The 16,608-nt window shown below is 57.6% G+C and carries 12 protein-coding genes and 1 pseudogene; 3 read left to right on the top strand and 10 right to left on the bottom strand.

Going from position 1 to position 16,608, the window contains the following annotated elements:
* Positions 1-26 precede the first annotated feature (26 nt).
* The 3 genes from deoC to K227x_RS28540 all read right to left on the bottom strand — a co-directional run bounded on the left by deoC (position 27) and on the right by K227x_RS28540 (position 2,803).
* Complete coding sequence (gene deoC, locus K227x_RS28550) at positions 27-752, bottom strand: deoxyribose-phosphate aldolase (RefSeq protein WP_145176143.1); 726 nt, start codon at positions 750-752, stop codon at positions 27-29.
* A gap of 62 nt (positions 753-814) precedes the next feature.
* Entirely contained in the window at positions 815-1,972 is a 1,158-nt protein-coding gene (locus K227x_RS28545; protein WP_145176140.1) for a Gfo/Idh/MocA family protein, read from the bottom strand.
* 57 nt (positions 1,973-2,029) lie between these two features.
* On the bottom strand, positions 2,030-2,803 hold the full coding sequence (locus tag K227x_RS28540) for a GntR family transcriptional regulator (protein WP_218933615.1): 774 nt from the start codon (positions 2,801-2,803) through the stop codon (positions 2,030-2,032).
* 312 nt (positions 2,804-3,115) lie between these two features.
* On the opposite strand from K227x_RS28540, the gene K227x_RS28535 reads away from it, so the two are divergent.
* Positions 3,116-3,847 (top strand): hypothetical protein, encoded by a 732-nt coding sequence (locus tag K227x_RS28535; protein WP_391540469.1) that lies wholly within the window; start codon positions 3,116-3,118, stop codon positions 3,845-3,847.
* On the opposite strand, the pseudogene K227x_RS28530 reads toward K227x_RS28535, so the two are convergent.
* The 5 genes and pseudogenes from K227x_RS28530 to K227x_RS28510 form a co-directional block, all read right to left on the bottom strand.
* A pseudogene (locus K227x_RS28530) lies at positions 3,828-4,679 on the bottom strand (AI-2E family transporter); the annotation flags it as partial. The gene K227x_RS28535 and the pseudogene K227x_RS28530 sit on opposite strands and share 20 nt — an antisense overlap.
* 125 nt (positions 4,680-4,804) lie before the next feature.
* On the bottom strand, positions 4,805-5,182 hold the full coding sequence (locus tag K227x_RS28525) for a hypothetical protein (protein ID WP_145176131.1): 378 nt from the start codon (positions 5,180-5,182) through the stop codon (positions 4,805-4,807).
* Positions 5,183-5,198: 16 nt separating this feature from the next.
* On the bottom strand, positions 5,199-6,668 hold the full coding sequence (locus K227x_RS28520) for a sigma-54-dependent transcriptional regulator (RefSeq protein WP_145178585.1): 1,470 nt from the start codon (positions 6,666-6,668) through the stop codon (positions 5,199-5,201).
* Positions 6,669-6,763: 95 nt separating this feature from the next.
* Positions 6,764-8,095 (bottom strand): mechanosensitive ion channel domain-containing protein, encoded by a 1,332-nt coding sequence (locus tag K227x_RS28515; protein ID WP_145176128.1) that lies wholly within the window; start codon positions 8,093-8,095, stop codon positions 6,764-6,766.
* A gap of 365 nt (positions 8,096-8,460) precedes the next feature.
* Positions 8,461-11,967 (bottom strand): mechanosensitive ion channel domain-containing protein, encoded by a 3,507-nt coding sequence (locus K227x_RS28510; protein WP_218933613.1) that lies wholly within the window; start codon positions 11,965-11,967, stop codon positions 8,461-8,463.
* A 177-nt stretch (positions 11,968-12,144) separates the two neighbouring features.
* On the opposite strand from K227x_RS28510, the gene K227x_RS28505 reads away from it, so the two are divergent.
* Complete coding sequence (locus K227x_RS28505) at positions 12,145-12,681, top strand: hypothetical protein (protein ID WP_145176122.1); 537 nt, start codon at positions 12,145-12,147, stop codon at positions 12,679-12,681.
* Positions 12,682-12,841: 160 nt separating this feature from the next.
* On the opposite strand, the gene K227x_RS28500 is transcribed toward K227x_RS28505, so the two are convergent.
* Complete coding sequence (locus tag K227x_RS28500; RefSeq protein WP_145176119.1) at positions 12,842-14,452, bottom strand: amidophosphoribosyltransferase; 1,611 nt, start codon at positions 14,450-14,452, stop codon at positions 12,842-12,844.
* A 215-nt stretch (positions 14,453-14,667) separates the two neighbouring features.
* On the opposite strand from K227x_RS28500, the gene proB reads away from it, so the two are divergent.
* On the top strand, positions 14,668-15,840 hold the full coding sequence (gene proB / locus K227x_RS28495) for a glutamate 5-kinase (protein ID WP_145176116.1): 1,173 nt from the start codon (positions 14,668-14,670) through the stop codon (positions 15,838-15,840).
* A 31-nt stretch (positions 15,841-15,871) separates the two neighbouring features.
* On the opposite strand, the gene nth is transcribed toward proB, so the two are convergent.
* On the bottom strand, positions 15,872-16,525 hold the full coding sequence (gene nth / locus K227x_RS28490) for an endonuclease III (protein ID WP_145176113.1): 654 nt from the start codon (positions 16,523-16,525) through the stop codon (positions 15,872-15,874).
* Positions 16,526-16,608 lie beyond the last annotated feature (83 nt).

Below are 16,608 nucleotides of genomic sequence, written 5' to 3'. Positions count from 1 at the left end.
TGATGGGAATCCGGCGCTGCCGGTGATCAGTATCCGGCTGATCCGGACGCTTTCACATCGATGGTCGGTAAACCCAAGCGTTGGCGTGCTTGGTCCATCATTTCGGCTGTTCGGCTTGCGCCGCACCGCGTCACGCCTAGTTCGCGAACAGCCAATAGGGCGTCCAAATCCCGCACGCCACCGGCGGCTTTGACTTGAACATGATCGCCGGAATGTTGACGCATCAATTTTAGGTCGTCGTGGGTCGCGCCGCCGGTGCCATACCCGGTCGACGTCTTCACCCAGTCGGCTTTCAAATCCGTACAGATGGTGCACAGGCGAATCTTTTGATCATCACGAAGGTAGCAGTTTTCGAAGATCACTTTCACCTTTCGATCGGCTGCATGGGCCACTTCGATCACAGCCGCAATGTCTTGTTGGACGTAGTCCCAGTCGCCGGAGAGCGTCTTGGAAATGTTGATCACCATATCCAGTTCCTGGCATCCATCATCGACGGCACGTGATGCTTCGGCGCGTTTGATGGCCGTGGTGTGCCCGCCGTGTGGGAATCCGATCGTGGTGGATGGCTGGACGTCTGTGCCCGCCAGCAGCTCGGCACAACGACGAAGGTGGTATGGCATGATGCACACGCTTGCAACGTCGTAAGCGATCGCCAATTCGATGCCGGATTCTAGATCCGCAACGCAAAGAGTGGGATTGAGCAACGAGTGATCAATCATCTTCGAGACATCGTGATAGGTGAAATCTTGCATGAAAAATCTTTCAGGAATGGGGCAACCAAGGAGGTGTAGCGAACGGGGATGGATGAACGCGGCTAATCTTCGAAACGGTCAACGTCCACCCAGGCCTGTTGGCGATGGCTCTGCAGGATCGCTTCGCACAGCAGGATTTCTCGGTGTCCATCGATGAACATCGGATACTTCTGTGACGGGCCAAAGTCGTGGGCTTCGATGGAGGCATAGAACGTGCGGAATAGCTGCTTGAATGTGTCGGGAAAACCCTCGTTGTGGCCGCCGGGATAGCTGGTGACTTGGGCTGCCGAGGGTGACATCAAGGCAGGGTCGCGAATCAGGGTTTCCGAGGGGCGATCGCGATGGCCGATCCACAGCGAATTGGGCTGTTGGCTATCCCAGGCCAGCGATTGTCCGCTGCCGGCGATCTCGAATCGTAAACAGTTCTTTCGGCCTGCGGTCGTCTGGGATACATGTAGCGAACCGCGACTTAAGTCCGAAAATTTCAACAGGATGCATCCAGCGTCTTCGGTTGTGATCGACACCGGGTGGGTCGCTGCATCGTTGCTGTGAGAGAACGATCGGGTTTCGCCGGTAGGACGTTGACGCGTGGCGTGTACGGTTTGCAGATCCGCGCACACGGATTGAACGTGAAGTCCGGTGACAAACTGAACCAGGTCAAGCCAGTGAGTGCCAATGTCCGCGACGGCCCGCAGTTCACCACCGTCTTCGGCGATGACACGCCAGTTGTAGTCGGTCGGTTTCAGCAGCCAATCCTGGACATAGGATCCGGTGATGTGCAGGCAGTCACCAAAGTCTGCTGTTCGGGCTCTCGCTGCTGCTTCGTGGCAAAGCGGATAGAAGCGAATGTTGTACGCGACGCCTGCGGCTAACCCCGATTGCCGAGCCAATTGGACCAGTTCCTGCGATTGTGCGGAGTTCATCGCCAGTGGTTTCTCGCACATCACATGTTTGCCAGATCGCAAGCATGCGGCCGCCTGTTCAAAATGAAAACGGTTGGGCGTCGTCAGGTGCACCGCGTCGACGGTTTCATCGGCCAGCACTTCGTCGAACGACTGGTAACCGCGCGGTAGACCAAGCGATTGTGCCGCAGCGACCGACTTTGCGGGTGACGATCCCAGGATGCCCGTTACCTGGACGCCGGCTCGCTTCAGAGCCTCGACATGGACGGGGCCGATGAATCCAGTTCCGACAACGGCGGCGCAAGGTTGAGTGTTCACGGGGCGAGTGTTCCTTTGGGCTTCGATGGATGCAGTGTGTTTTTCAGTCGATTTCGATCACTTGGTTTGACGCAGCCGTCCTTGCGCCGGTGTGGCCGTACGTATCGGGCCAAGCCGGCTGTGGAATTCGTACTGATCACCACGGTAAAGCGTTCGTTCCCACCACAGTGGCGACGAATCACGGTCGTCAATGAAGCCGACCGCCACGACTTCGAGCGCGGGCGAATTCGCCGGGACGCCCAACTGTTTTGCGTCGCTTGCCGTCAACAAAACCGCTCGGATGATTTCATCGGCACCAGCGATCGCCAACGAATGTTTCTCGGTCAAGGCGTGGTACAACGACCCAGCCGCTTGGGCCTTGGTCAGTTTGGGGCATCGCGATTGGTTGATGTAGCGGCGTTCCAGAATGACTGGGCAGCCATCTGCCAAGCGAAGTCGCTGCATGTGCCATAGTTTGGATTCTGGCGACGCGCCCAATGCTTCGCACACCATCGCGTCAGTCTGGCCGGCATCGACACGGTCGAACGAGATCAGTTGAGTCGATGGGACTTTTCCCGCTGCCCTGGCCTTCTCCGTAAAGCTGACCAAGGATCGCACGTCGTAGTGGATCGCATCACGCCGCACGAAGGTGCCGATCCCACGGCGGAATTCCAGCAACCCTTCGGACACTAAACTGGCCAGAGCCTTGTTGGCGGTGGCGCGGCTAACTGAAAACTGGTGGCTGATTTCTCGTTCGGTCAGAAACTTGTCGCCGCAGCGATAGTCGTCCCCAAGCGCCGTCCTTAGCCGGTCGTTTAGTCGCTCGTAGACGGGGATTCGTTCGGTTTGCAACAGATGACCTCGTGGTGAGCAGCGGCGGTGGCTAAGCCACTGTAGCCCGCCCCCGCGGCCGCAACAAGTCATCCTCGGACTGCTGCCAGAACGAATTCGGCGTTGGCAGCCACTTTTCTGCGCAGCCGTCCCAGCGGCGTAGGCTCTGGATTTTTAGAGCAGTTAGTCGACGATCCAGAGACACCCATTTCTACTTCGGGCGGGCGGAACAAGATGAACGAAACGAGAGTCGGAAATCCGATGGACGCCTTCCCCGCAGGCGACACCCCATCCATTGGCCGGCACATCGACCAATCAACACGTCGTCTGCCGATGGCCGCCAAAGTTTTGTTCACCGCGTTCGTCGCAGTCTTGGTGCCGTACTATTGGCGCGAGTACGGGGCCACGAATTTTCTGTATTACTGCGACGTTGCGTTGTTCTTGGCCGTGATTGGAATTTGGACGGAACGTCCGATCTTTGCATCGATGGCGGCGGTTGGAATCGCCGTCCCCCAGGTGCTGTGGCAGGTGGACTTCTTGGGCCAGATCGCTGGATTGCCCGTGACCGGGATGACAAGCTACATGTTTGACGACGGGATATCGTTGTTTGCCCGTGGACTATCGTTCTTTCACTTCTGGTTGCCGATCCTGCTGTTGTTCATCCTGGCGCGCATTGGCTACGACCGTCGGGCTCTGAAAGCATGGACAATCACCGCGTGGGGTTTGATGTTGGTGTGCTATTTCCTGATGCCGCCAGCGGGAGCAGAATTGGACTTTGCCAATCAGCCACACAACATCAACTATGTGTTTGGCATGGACGACGCGCAGCCACAGACTTCGATGCCATCTTGGGCATGGCTGACGCTTCTGATGGTGGGGCTACCGACTTTCGTTTACCTGCCGACGCACTGGGTGCTAGCCAAAGTGTTTTGCCGACCCGACGCTATTGCGAGTCCTGTTGAAGGTAGTCCTGCAAATACAGTCCACGTATCCAGACCATCGCCGCAGCAGCCAGCGGGGTCGCAAAGACGATGCCCCAGAATCCGAAAAGGATGCCCGCCATGATCTGTGACAAAATCACGATCGCCGGTGGCAAAGCGACCTGGTGCTGTTGGACTAGCGGCGTGATCAGATAGCTTTCGGCGAACTGGATAGCACCGTACAAAGCGATCACAGAGATCATGGCTGTATTGCTTTGGCTGAACGCCAACAGCAACGCCGGGACGACGGCTGCCAACGCACCTAGGTTGGGGATGAACGTGACTAGGCCGGCAAAGATTCCAAGCTGGATCGGCATCGGAATCCCGATCACTGCCAATCCGATTGAAAAACAAATGCCGACCAAGGACATTGCGATCAATCGACCGACCATCCATCGCGACAAGGTGTCGCCGGTTTCCGTCATCAAGCCACGAGCCCGGTCCCGCCAATCGACCGGCAAGAACTTCAACGCACCATCGCGGTAAACCGATGGGGAGACACAAAAGTACGCCGAAAGGATGACCAGGACCAAGAAATCTGTCATCAAACCAAAGGTCGACGTGAACAGCGATCGCAACATTCCCAGCGACTTTCCCGAATCGGGCATCGCGTTGGTGATCATGGTCGAACCGTCGGGATTTTCGGCCGCAGGTTGCAAGCGTTGGTAGATCGGATGTTGACGGACGGACTGCAGGAATTCGGTGGATGAATCGCTGATTCGGTCGGTCAACGTGACAACTTGTTGACTGGCCGAATTGGCGAAGGTTACCGCGGTGATCGCGGCGGCGATGACGAGCATCAACAGAATCAGACCGACACGAAACTGGTCCGTCCAGGATGCGGGTGTGATTTTCCCTAGCATGCGTGCCGACCGATTGATCACTACCGATACCAAGGCCGCCCCGAAAATCAGCATCCACAGATCACGGGCAAAGAACCCAATCGCGATCGCCAATCCGCATGCGGTTACCAGCGCGATCCGGGTCAACGTGTCTCGCACCAACTGGCTAGAACGATCCGATGATTCCTTGGCCAGCCGATTCACGACGAGCGATCCATCGAAGATGGGTCATCGGAAGTGGATAGCAGTTCTAGTTCGCCCAACAGGACATTCAGGTCAGGTTCCAGGCCTGCGAACATCGACTGGGCGGCGGCCGAATCGCCCGATCGGCAAACTTGGATCACGTCCTGCAGTTCGGCAACGGGAGATCCCGTTTCAAACGTGCTGAACATGCCCTTCAATTTGTGGCCCGTGGCTGCCGCATCATCGAGTGATGATTCACTGATTTGTTGACGCAGCAATGCCAACACGGGAACGGCGTCTTGCGAAACCATGACAGCCATTTGAACTAGTAATTCTTCGTCACCCGAAAGACGCTTCAATGCGGATGCGAATCGCTCTCTTTGATCTTCGGTCACAGTCACTCTCTCCCTGCTATTGTTCGTTGCGAATCGAAACGCCACTTTCCAAAACGATGTTGTAGCTAGCGATTCGATCGCGAAGCTTGCCACGTGTAATGCCCAAGATTTCAGCCGCCTGACTTTGATTGCCGCCGGTTTCCTGCAATACTTTCAACAACACAAACTGTTCGGTGTAACGGACGGCCTCGGCATAGACATCGGTTGATTTTTCGCGAAGCAGTCGATCGACCAGTTCAGGCAACTGTTTGCCCGCAGCATCGGACCCGCGGTCCGTGGTGAGGGTATCGCCAGCGTTGGGTTTAGCGGCCGATGTTCCTTTGATGTCGTTGGGCAACGTGTCATGCACGACGACGGGCAAGGATGTGTCGAGCACACAGCGGCGAATCACCGCTCGCAACTGCCGTACATTCCCCGGCCAATCATGATTCACTAGCAGACGCACCGTTTCCGGCGACAACCCTTCCAGGTCAGGCTTGTTCAGGTCGCGTTTGGCCTGCAACAAGAAGTGGTGAATCAGTGCGGCGATGTCATCGCGACGTTCTTTGAGCGGTGGCAGATGAATCGTCACGCCGTTCAATCGGTACAGCAGGTCTTCACGGTATTCGCCATCTTCGACCATCTTTTCCAACGGTCGATTCGTCGCGGCGACAATCCGGACGTCCGTTGTCAGTTCGGTGTTGCCACCGACGCGTTCGAATCGTTGCTCTTGCAGCACTCGCAGCACCTTGGCCTGGACCGACGGTGCCATGTCACCAATTTCGTCCAAGAACAGCGTGCCGCCGTTGCACTGTTCGAACTTCCCGATACGGCGAGACTCGGCACCGGTGAAGGCGCCTTTTTCGTGGCCGAAAAGTTCGCTCTCCAACAGGTTGTCGGGTAGCGCCGCGCAGTTGACCGCCAGGAACGGGCCCTCGCTGCGGTGGCTGTACTGGTACAGAGCCCGGGCGACCAGTTCCTTGCCGGTACCGCTTTCCCCACGGATCAGAACCGGCACGTTCTGTTTGGCAACGCGGCCGATCGCTTTGAAAACGTCGACCATCGGTTGGCTACGGCCGATGAACAATTCGCTGGACGAGTCCGCGGATTCATCGTTTGCCGAGATCGCAACCGGGATGCTGCTGATTTGGCGTTGTTCGATCGCTTTGTCGACCAAGTCACGAAGCGGGTCCACCGACAATGGTTTGGCCAAGTAATCGAAGGCACCCAGCTGCATCGCTTCGATCGCCGTATGGCTTGCCGCTTCGACCGTCATGAAGATGACGGGCAATCGACGATCCAGATCGCGAATTTGGCAATAGAACGCCAACCCGTTTTGGTCGGGCAACATGATGTCCAGCAGGACGGCATCGAACGTATCGCTGTGCAGCAGTTTCAGGCCTTCTTTGGCCGTTTCTGCGGTGGTCACATCGGCAATCGGTGCTAACGCCTTTTCGGCCAGCAACAAGATGGTTCTGTCATCGTCGATGACCAGTACTTTGGGCATGCGCTCGGTCCGCAGTGGGCGTTGGATATCAGCGACCTGTTGCGAAAGACTGTTTTCTACCGCAGGTGCTGTTGGAGATGGTTCGCTGATTGTCATCATTTTTGCTCCAATTGCGGAGGGGGGCCCAAGACCGATGCAGTCAAATTGGGATCTTTAAACGTCAATGTTCGATATGGGAACGGAATCTCGATTCCAGCCTGGTCGAGGGCTCGTTTGATCGATGCGACCACCTGGTCACGGCTGCGGCGTAAATCGGCTGGCAGCGACCCGGTCCACCAGGTCACTTCGAAATTGATACTGGAATCCGCGAATTCCATGGCAAATACTTCGATGGTTCGGTCCGAGTCGACTGCTTGGCACTTGCGGACCGCGTCTGAAATCACATCTCGGGCCTGGTCGACGTCCTCGTCGTAGGCGACGCCGCAGATCAGCCGCATTCGGCGTTGGTCTTGGTTGGTCAGCACATCAACGTTGGATTTGAACAGTTGGGCGTTGGGGATGATGGTCAATTCACCATCCAGACGGCGGATCATCGTGTTTCGAATCGTGATCTCTTGAACGCACCCGGTCAGACCGTTGCAGGTGATGAAGTCGCCGCGATCGAATGGGTATCGCAGCAGGATCAAGATTCCGGCAAAGAAGTTCTCGAAGATGTCTTTAAACGCAAAACCGATGGCGACCGACCCGAGGCCCAGCACGGTCAATGCTTTCGACGGGGTCATGCCTGGAAACGCGATGACCGTTGCGATCAAGATTCCGATGATCCAGATGGCGATCGTCGTCAACTGATCCAGCAGGTCTTTCAGTCCTGTCCGCATGCGTCGCTTGTTCAATACTCGTCGTACGACCGAAGAAATGATTTTGGCAAGCACTGCGGTGATGACCAGGAAGACCAACGATGCGATCAACAATGGCAATCGCAACAGGAAGTCTCGCCACAGTTCATACAAGCTGCGTTCAACGACCGATGCGGATGCTTGCAGGTCGACGGTGGGGTCGATCGACATCGCATCCACCGTTGCGACCGCATCCTCGGTGCGATTGACCAGGGCGATGGCCCAGTCACGATGTTCGGCGGTGTCCGCGACACCGTGAACCGTCACCACACCGTTGTCGGTCTCGACTTTGACATCCTTGAACCAGGGTGTCGATTTCAGGATGCGAGTGACGCGGTCTGTGATTTCCGCGTCGTCGGTCACATTTTCGACTGAGACGGCTTGGGCCGGTTCGGTGGTCGTGGTTTCCGCGGACGCGTCGGTGGCGGCTTGCCCATATACCAAAGGCGGGGCGAAGCCGATGCAGATGGCAGCCGTCGTGGCCCAGGCGATCGCTACCGATTGGATGGTGGCCGACCGTCGCTTTGCCCACCGCTGGGTACCTGCCCCGTTCGTCGGGCGGCTATCAACGGGGGGGCAACGAAATGGCATCGACGGCAAGCTTTCAGGGAAGACACATACAGGCGGTGAGCGTTCTTCGCCCAATGTTCGCCCTTAAAAGCAGATGATGTGCCAACCGCAAAATTTTGCCTGCCAAGAAGGCTACGCGGTACTGGGTTGCCGCTTGGGGAGGCGGCGCAGCCAAGCGAAGAATGTTTTATTTTCGGCCAATCGGAGACGGGGATCTGTGGGCGGGGTGGTGGCCGGCCGACCGCGATGGTTCCTGGCCGACCAGTTGAGGGAGTGGCACGCTTGCCGATCCCGGTATCTCCGATAGCGGCGTTGTTCGGGCCGCGGCAGCCGCCCCCACCGCCCTTCCCTCGCTTTGGCTCTCCCCACGGGAAGAGGTGGAATTGTCATTCGTTTGAAAGCGACTTGGAACCTGCACGAATTTCTTCGCCAACGGGATAATTGGACGCGTCGGTCCGTTCGCGGGTGGTGACGGTTGCCGGGGCCGAGGGTTGTGGACCCGAGCTGACCGTCCATTCGGCTGGAACGCTGCGGATGTGCAGATCGGTTTGCGGGAAGGCGATTTCGATTCCGGCTTGTTTGAACGTATCATCGATCGCAAGATTGATTTCGCTGATCACGTCCAAGCGACCTTCCAGGTTGGGGACGAAGCATCGCAAGCTGAGGTTCAGCGTGCTGTCGCCGAATCCGTCAAAGGTCGAACTTGGGGCTGGGTCGTCCATCACGCGGGGGTGGTGATTGGCTGCTGCAAGTAACAGGTCAATCGCTTGGCGGACATTGGATCCATAGGCGACGCCGATGTGCACCACGATCCGGCTGACCTGATCGGATCGTGTCCAGTTCAGCAGTCGTCCGGTGACAAAATCCTTGTTGGGAACAATGTATTCCTTGCGGTCCCAGTCCGAGATGGTGGTCGCACGCATCTGGATTCGAGAGACCGTTCCGCTGACCGCGTCGAGTGTCACGACATCGCCGATGCGGATGGGGCGTTCCCACAGGATGATGATGCCGGAGACAAAGTTGCCAAAGATCTCCTGCAGGCCGAATCCCAAGCCGACGGTCAACGCCGCCACCAACCATTGCAATTTGGACCAACTGGCTCCGACCGCAGAAAACGCCAACAGCAGCCCGACGACCAGAATGGCGTATCGACACATCGTCACGATCGCAAATTTGAACGACGCTTCGAGGGGCAGTTTTTGCAGGATCACGATTTCGATAAGGCCGGGGACGTTTCGGACCAATGTGAATGTGACCAGTCCGATCAGTGCCGCGGCGATCAAATTGATCAGCGTGACGGGGACGACGCGGAGTTCGGTCGTGCGAGTCATGCTGCCATCATCGGCCGGAATTTCGACGACAATGTCTCGTTCGGTGTTCCAAAACTCGACTTGGTCCAGAATGCCAAAGGCTGGGAACAATCCCGACCATAGGAACCACATCAGCAGCAGCCCCGTCATCAGCAGTCCCGAGTGCAGGATCCGTAGCACCTGTTCGCTGTTGGCTCGCAACGCATCGTGTTCATTTTCTAGCGTCAATGCTTCGCCCGTCACGGCCTGTTCCACGACGGGCGTGGCGCCCGGTGTTTGGGCGGCAATCTGTTGTGCACGGCGATCCTTGATCGTCTGAATGCGGATCTTGCGATGGTTGATTTGCAAGGCGCGAATCACAAACGCACGCAGCGCGACCAAGCTGACCGCTAGCCACATCGTGTGCCAGAACCGCCACACCAATTCCGACGCGGTGTAATAGAAACCGAACAGGATCAAAATGGCCATCAACATCGGGAATCCGATGATCGTCCACGACCATAGATTGCTGGTGCGAGTGATCCAGGCAGTTGGCATCCGGCTTAGGTATTCGGCCAAGATTCCTCGTCGGGGATGCAGGATCTTTAGCAACGCCCAACTAAGGATGACCAGCGATGCTGACAACGCCAATCGTTCGAGCGCATTGTTGGCATTGATCGCCGAAAGTTCACGCAGCAGCACCACCAAAAACACGAAAGGCAAAAACAAGAATCGCAGTTGGCGGGTTCTTCGTTTGAGCAGTTCGACCGCTCGTTTGGGCCAACCAAAGTGGGCGACGGCGAGTCCCATTTCGCGGCAGCTATGGCGGACCACGTTCAATAGCGTCAGCACACCACCGGTGGCGATCAAAGCGCGTCCCACGGCCACCGGGAACGTTGTGTTCAGTGGGGACGCAGCCAATCGCCATCCCAGGAACATCAGCACAGCAGGCCATGCCACCGCCATCGTGACGGTCATCAGTGCGGCGCGGATCGTGATTGAAAATTCCGTACAGGTTGGTCGCTCGGCTGACTTTCCAAACGCCAATAGTTGATTGCGTCCTCGATAACGGGCCGGCATCAACAATAGCAACGCCAGCAATCCCAGCCCGTACAGCCAGGGTTGGCTGAACACGTCAATCCACAGCGATCGACCAACATCGGCCCAGAGCGACGGAAGCAACAGATCGCGAAACTGTTCGGCGGCTTCACGCAGATCCGTCCATCCAAAAAATCCGTTGCTGCGGATCCACAGGACGTGTTCGTTCAGGAAGCTGCGGTAGCTATCGGTTGCTGCGATCAGTTGATTTTCGCTGAAGTCCAGATCCGACAACTGTTGGAAATACTTGTCATAGTTTTTGCCCAAGGATTGAAGCGTCGCTTCGTGATCGGCTTGGATTCCCGTTTCGATTTCGGTTGCATTGGGATTGGGTTTTTCCTTGGATAGATCAGTCAGATCATCCTCGTACTGCAAACGGCTCAGTTCGACTTTTCGCATGATTTCTTGACGCTGCGATCCCTGCCGCTCGATGTCGCGTGTGTTGGGCAGCGACGAGAGTTGTTTTCGCAGTTCCAGACCGATGGCTCCGCTAAGACCGACTCGGGCGACTCTTTGGCGGGTTCGTTCTTCTTGGGTGGCAAGCGTTGTGAGGCGTTGTTTGACGGCGTCGGTTCTCGCTGAAGCGATGCCGATGTCTTTCACGACATCTTGGTTTTCTTCGGCGAGTTCGACGTTGCGAATCGCTTGTTGCTGGAGCACTGGATCGTCGATCTGTCCGGCGGCGACACGCAGGTCAGTGACGCGTGATTGGGCTTGGCTTTTTCGCAGCTGATCGATTCGTTGGTTTAGTTTTTCAAGCTCGGCTTCATTGCGTGCGACCTCGGCCTGTGCCTCCCGTACCTTCTGGGTGGGCAGGTCCACCGCTTGTTCGGCGTCGTACTTGGCCAGTTCCCATTGATAGGCCAACGGTTCGGCAGCAAGCGCTTGCATTTTGGCTTGTTGCAGAATCGTCCGAGCACTGGCTGACCAGTTCGATTCGCCGCTGGGTGGAGTGATGTTGAGTTGGGCTTCGGTTTCGGCAAGACGCTCGGCGTGGGATGCCTGCAGCAATGAAATCTGTTTGCGGCGATCGCTTCGCCGCGTGATGTCGGCTTGCAACGCGGATAGCCGATTTTTGGTCTGTTGGGCGTCAGCCATCTTTTTGGCCAGACTGCTTTCCAGTTCTGGCATCGTGGCGGATTCGGACGGCGATGCGGGCTGCGAATCGGTGATCGCCTTGATCTCGTTCAGCGTCGTTTGAAGGCGTGTTTGAACGCTTTCGACAAGTGCCTGGTCTTGTTGGGCGGCGGCTTCTAGTTTGGCGGCCCGGCTCAGTTCGTCCGATGCTTGGCTCAGAAGTCCAGTGAGCCGGGTGCGGACGTCGTCTTCGATGTCTGTCGCACTATCGATCTGCGACTGAAGATCCTTGATCTTGGCGGGGGTAATCTCACCTGCGCTAGGGACAACCGCGGCATCGGCATCGGATCGTACGACCTGGGCCCGTGCGGTCGCCGGCATCGTCAGGGTCAAACCGACAGCTACAATCCAGGCAAGGCACCAGGCCATCACTGTTGCGTGTGGGTACCGTGGGTGATGGCAGGAGATCGATCGAGTCATCGTTAGGGATTTCGTTGCGGGTGGTTGCGGGTGGTGTTGCCAAACGGTCGTGATTCGCGCTTTGCCGAGATGAATCAGGATGCCATGGTAATGTTCAGGTCGTCAAACAGAAGGACAAGCGGGGGAATGTTGAATTCGATGGACGATCCAGAGGCCGCGGATGCCGTGAACTGCTTGGCGCGGCTGGTCCAATCCGATTGGCGGATCGCGTTGGTGGTCACCGGTGGCGGCAGCGGCGCGGTGACGCAGTGCTTTCGTCGCCCCCAAGCGTCTGTGAATTTCGTCGAAGCGGTGATTCCCTATTCTCGAAAATCGCTGGAAGACTACTTGGGCCGTCCGCCGATTGCTGGCAGCGCGTCGCCCGAAACCGCCACGCAGGCGGCGATGGTAGCCCATGATCGAGCCACTCGGTTGGGCAGCGGCGACATCCAAGACGCAGTCGGGATTTCTTTGTTGGCGGTTCTGCCAACCCAGCCGCGCCGCGACGATCAGACACATCGAATCTGTGTTTCGATGCAAGCGGCCGGCGGAAGTGCGAACTGGATGACCGAAATCGACGATGGCAGCATGACACGCCAGGACGCCGAACAGATGGCTGATCGCATGTTTTGGACGGCGATCGAGCACTTGTTGTCCCCGTCCGTGGGCAGCGGTCTTTCCTAGAGAACGAATCGTGAGGTGGACTTCACCGGAAGTCCACTGTTTCCCAACGACGAAATTCTGGCGACAAAAGTCGAACGAAGGAATTCTGGCGAATCCCACGACGGAAGTGGGATCCGTTCCATCGGCGTGTCTCGCCGCCGATCGGTTTAAAAATCGAGCACTAGCCGGTCGAAAGGGCGGCGGCCAGTTGTTCGTAGGTTCGCTTGCTGTCCAGTTTAGTGCCTCGGTTATCCAGGGCAATTTGGTACAGGTGTTGGCCACAGTCCGTCGGGTATTGTCCCGTCACACAGGCCTGGCAAAGGTGATTGGACGGTTTGCCAATCGCCCGAGCGATGGCTTCGACGGGCAGGTAACGGAGCGAGTCCGCACCCAGGTCGTCCGCCAAACGCTGCTGAGATTCGTCGGTCAGCAATCCGTTCTTGAAGTACTTGGGCGCGATCAGTTGATCGATCGTGCTCATGTCGATGCCATAGAAACACGGCGCGATGATCGGCGGGCAGGCAACCCGAACGTGAATTTCTTTCGCACCACCTACGTCCCGAATCCGGTCCAGCAAGGCGTTCATGGTCGTGCTTCGAACGATCGAATCTTCGACCAGGATGACGCGTTTGCCTTCGAGGACTTCGCGGAGCGGCGTGTACTTGGTCGCCGCTTTGGCTTTCCGTGCGGTGCCGCCTTCGATGAACGTCCGGCCCGCATAGCGGTTTCGGATCAGCCCTTCGCGGCAGGGGATCGACAATTGGAATGCCATCGAATCGGCAGCCGCTTTGCTGGTATCCGGGACCGGCACGATGATCGTGTCTTCGGGGTCCAGCGAGACGGTGTTGAGTTCACGTTCGGCTCGGGCTAATTCTTCGCCCAACCGTGTCCGGCTCAGGTAGACGCTGCGGTCATCCAGGGTGCTGGCCACGTTGGCAAAGTAGATCCATTCAAAAAAGCAGTGCTTTGGATCCTGGGTTTCGGCAAACTGTTCCATCCGGAATCCCGTTTCGGGATGGATGATGATGGCGTGTCCGGGGGGCAGCGATTTGATCTGTTCGTCGCTGAATCCGAGGTTCAGCAGTGCCACACTTTCGCTGGCGGCGGCAAACAGGGGGCCCTCTTGGACATAACACATCGGTTTGATGCCCAGCGGGTCGCGGGCGACGATCATTTCGCCTTCGGCCGTCAACACAGCCAGGCTGTAGGCGCCGTCGAATCCAGCGGTGGTTTGCCGCAGAACGTCGATCCAATCGATTCGTTTCTGCGTCTGGCTCATCTGCCGCGCGAATTCGTGCAGGATGATTTCGGTATCGGTGTCCAGTGTCAGGTGATGGTCACCGTCGGCCAGCAAACGTTCCTTCAGCAGCCCGTAATTGGTCAGTTGACCGTTGAAACAAAAACTGAACCATTTTCGTTTGTGGATGTGTTTTCGTTCGAATGGCTGGGCATAGCTGCGGTCATCTTGGCCACAGGTGGCATAGCGAACGTGCCCGATCGCAGCCCGGCCGGCCAACGACTTCATCAGCGATTCGGCTTTGGCGCGGTGATTGAGTCGGAAGACTTCGGTGACGGTGCCGACGTCCTTGCGAGTCTTCAACAACCTTGGCAGGTCAGGGTCGTAGGTTGTCATCCCAGCGGCTAATTGGCCGCGATTTTGAATGTCCAACAGCATCCGTGGCAGCAACCGCGTGATTTGACGCGGGCCATCCTCGGTGCACATTGGGCTTCGTCCGCGGCCAGACAGGTGGTAGATGGCCGCAACACCACATTCGTGATGGATTTCGCTCATACGACGGAATTTCCTCGGGTGGACCGACAGTGTCCGGGGCGATACTTGTAGCTGCAGGGCGTTCGGTACGATCCAAGCGGTCAGCGGCGCCGTTTTACAGCGGGCTTCCATGGGCGTCGATTCCCCGTGACAATTCTCTGCCCCTCAGAATACGCGGATTCTAATAAAAACAAACCGCAAATCGCACTCTTGCTCGTTTCTTCCCCCACGTGGTTATGAATCAAAGCCCAGACTTGCCGAACCAAGCCCGACTAGAAGCGATTAACGACGCCACTTGCGTCGTCGTGAAGGTAGGCACACGCGTCCTGACGACTCCCGATGGGAAGTTAGATCGCCGCCGAATCGATATTTTGGCCAGCCAACTGTGCCGCCTTGCCGACACCGATCGGCAGGTTTTGCTGGTCAGTAGCGGTGCCGTTGGTGCCGGGGTCGGGAAATTGGGCCTGGAAGAAAGGCCCACGGGCCTATCCCAGTTGCAGGCGATCGCGGCGATCGGGCAAACCGACCTGATCCAAGCCTACGAGATGTCGTTGGCACTGAAAGGTCGTCACGCGGCACAGGTGTTGTTGACCGCGGCGGATTTGCGGCGTCGGACCGGGTACCTGCACGTTCGCAACGCGCTGACCCAAATTCACGCCTTCGGCGCGATTGCGATCATCAACGAGAACGATTCGGTTGCCGTTTCGGAACTGAAAACCACCTTTGGCGACAATGACCGCTTGGCCGCTCAGGTCGCCGGACTGTTGGTGGACGCACTGTTGATCATCCTGTCGGATATCGAAGGGCTGTACGATGGTCCGCCCAGTGATCCGGCTAGCACGCGGATCGATGTGGTCGAAGCAATCGACGATCGGATTCTGGGGTTCGCCCATGACCGACTGAGCAAGTCCAGCAAGGGCGGCATGGCCAGCAAGTTAAAAGCGGCCAAGTTGGCGACCCGACATGGGCACCCCACGATCATTGCGCCCGGTCGGGATGATCATGTCTTGGACAAGATCTTTGCCGGCGAATCGGTCGGGACACTGTTCTTGGCGCGAAAGCATACGATCCGGGGACGTCGTCGTTGGATCGGTGCGGCCGCCACGGTCGCCGGCAGTTTGCAACTGGACGCCGGTGCCGCCGATGCGCTGGCCACCCGCGGCAGCAGTTTGCTGGCTGTGGGCGTGACGGCAGTCAATGGATCCTTTGGACGCGGCAGTATCGTTGCGATGTTGGATCCCTGGGGCAACGAAGTCGCTCGCGGACTGTGCAATTACCGGTCGTCCGAAGTCGAAAAAATCCTGGGACAACCGAGCGACCGAATCAGCGAACTGCTGGGGCACTGTCCCTACGACAACGTGGTTCATCGCGACAACCTCGTGCTGACCGAAGCCGTCCGTCGGCGGTGACCCGGCTCGCTTGGCTGGGGCCGGTAGGCGGCTATGGTTTGATCCAAACCACAGGCGTCTTTCGGCGCGGGTACAGTTCTTGGCAAAGTCCGCACTTGGTACCGTCGCAACCGCGCGCGGTGCAGTGTTGGCGGCCATAGAAGATGATCTGTAGATGCAGGTCGTTCCAGGTTGATTCGGGGAACAGATTTTTCAGATCCCGTTCGGTCTGGACGACGCTTTTGCCGCTGGACAATCCCCAACGTTGGGCCAGTCGGTGGATGTGGGTGTCGACGGGGAACGCGGGCACCCCGAACGCTTGGGACATCACAACGCTGGCTGTTTTGTGTCCGACGCCGGGCAATGCCTCCAGCCCTTCGAAGGATTGCGGGACCTTGCTGTCGTGCTGGTCCACGATGATTTCGGACAGCTTGGCCACATGTTTGGCCTTTTGTTTTGACAGGCCCAGCGGACGAATGATCTGCAGGATCGCCGGTTCGCCCAAGTCACGCATTTTTTCTGGTGTCGGTCCTTGGCGGAATAGTTCCGGGGTGACCTCGTTGACTTTCTTATCGGTGCATTGGGCGCTCAACAGCACCGCCACCAACAACGTGAATTCATCCTTGTGGTCCAGCGGGATCGGTGGGTCGGGATACAGGTCGGCCAAACGTTGTTGGACCAAGTCGGCTCGCTGTTGCTTTTTCATCGTCAGATTATGCTAGAGAAAACTGCCCACCTGGCTCCACCGAGCCAACGCCCTGCCCCGCCCGTTTCTGTTTCTTCCCGCCC

This window comes from Rubripirellula lacrimiformis (assembly GCF_007741535.1).
Taxonomy (GTDB): domain Bacteria; phylum Planctomycetota; class Planctomycetia; order Pirellulales; family Pirellulaceae; genus Rubripirellula; species Rubripirellula lacrimiformis.
This window is presented reverse-complemented; position numbering and strand designations above follow the sequence as displayed.

Bases quoted from the DNA above. Each gene is read 5' to 3' on its own strand.
- K227x_RS28520 (WP_145178585.1), bottom strand. From the start codon at position 6,668: ATGCCCAAAGTACTGGTCATCGACGATGACAGAACCATCTTGTTGCTG.
- K227x_RS28500 (WP_145176119.1), bottom strand. From the start codon at position 14,452: ATGAGCGAAATCCATCACGAATGTGGTGTTGCGGCCATCTACCACCTG.
- proB (WP_145176116.1), top strand. From the start codon at position 14,668: ATGAATCAAAGCCCAGACTTGCCGAACCAAGCCCGACTAGAAGCGATT.
- K227x_RS28515 (WP_145176128.1), bottom strand. From the start codon at position 8,095: ATGCCATTTCGTTGCCCCCCCGTTGATAGCCGCCCGACGAACGGGGCA.
- K227x_RS28535 (WP_391540469.1), top strand. From the start codon at position 3,116: ATGGCCGCCAAAGTTTTGTTCACCGCGTTCGTCGCAGTCTTGGTGCCG.
- nth (WP_145176113.1), bottom strand. From the start codon at position 16,525: ATGAAAAAGCAACAGCGAGCCGACTTGGTCCAACAACGTTTGGCCGAC.
- K227x_RS28510 (WP_218933613.1), bottom strand. From the start codon at position 11,967: ATGGCCTGGTGCCTTGCCTGGATTGTAGCTGTCGGTTTGACCCTGACG.
- deoC (WP_145176143.1), bottom strand. From the start codon at position 752: ATGCAAGATTTCACCTATCACGATGTCTCGAAGATGATTGATCACTCG.
- K227x_RS28505 (WP_145176122.1), top strand. From the start codon at position 12,145: ATGTTGAATTCGATGGACGATCCAGAGGCCGCGGATGCCGTGAACTGC.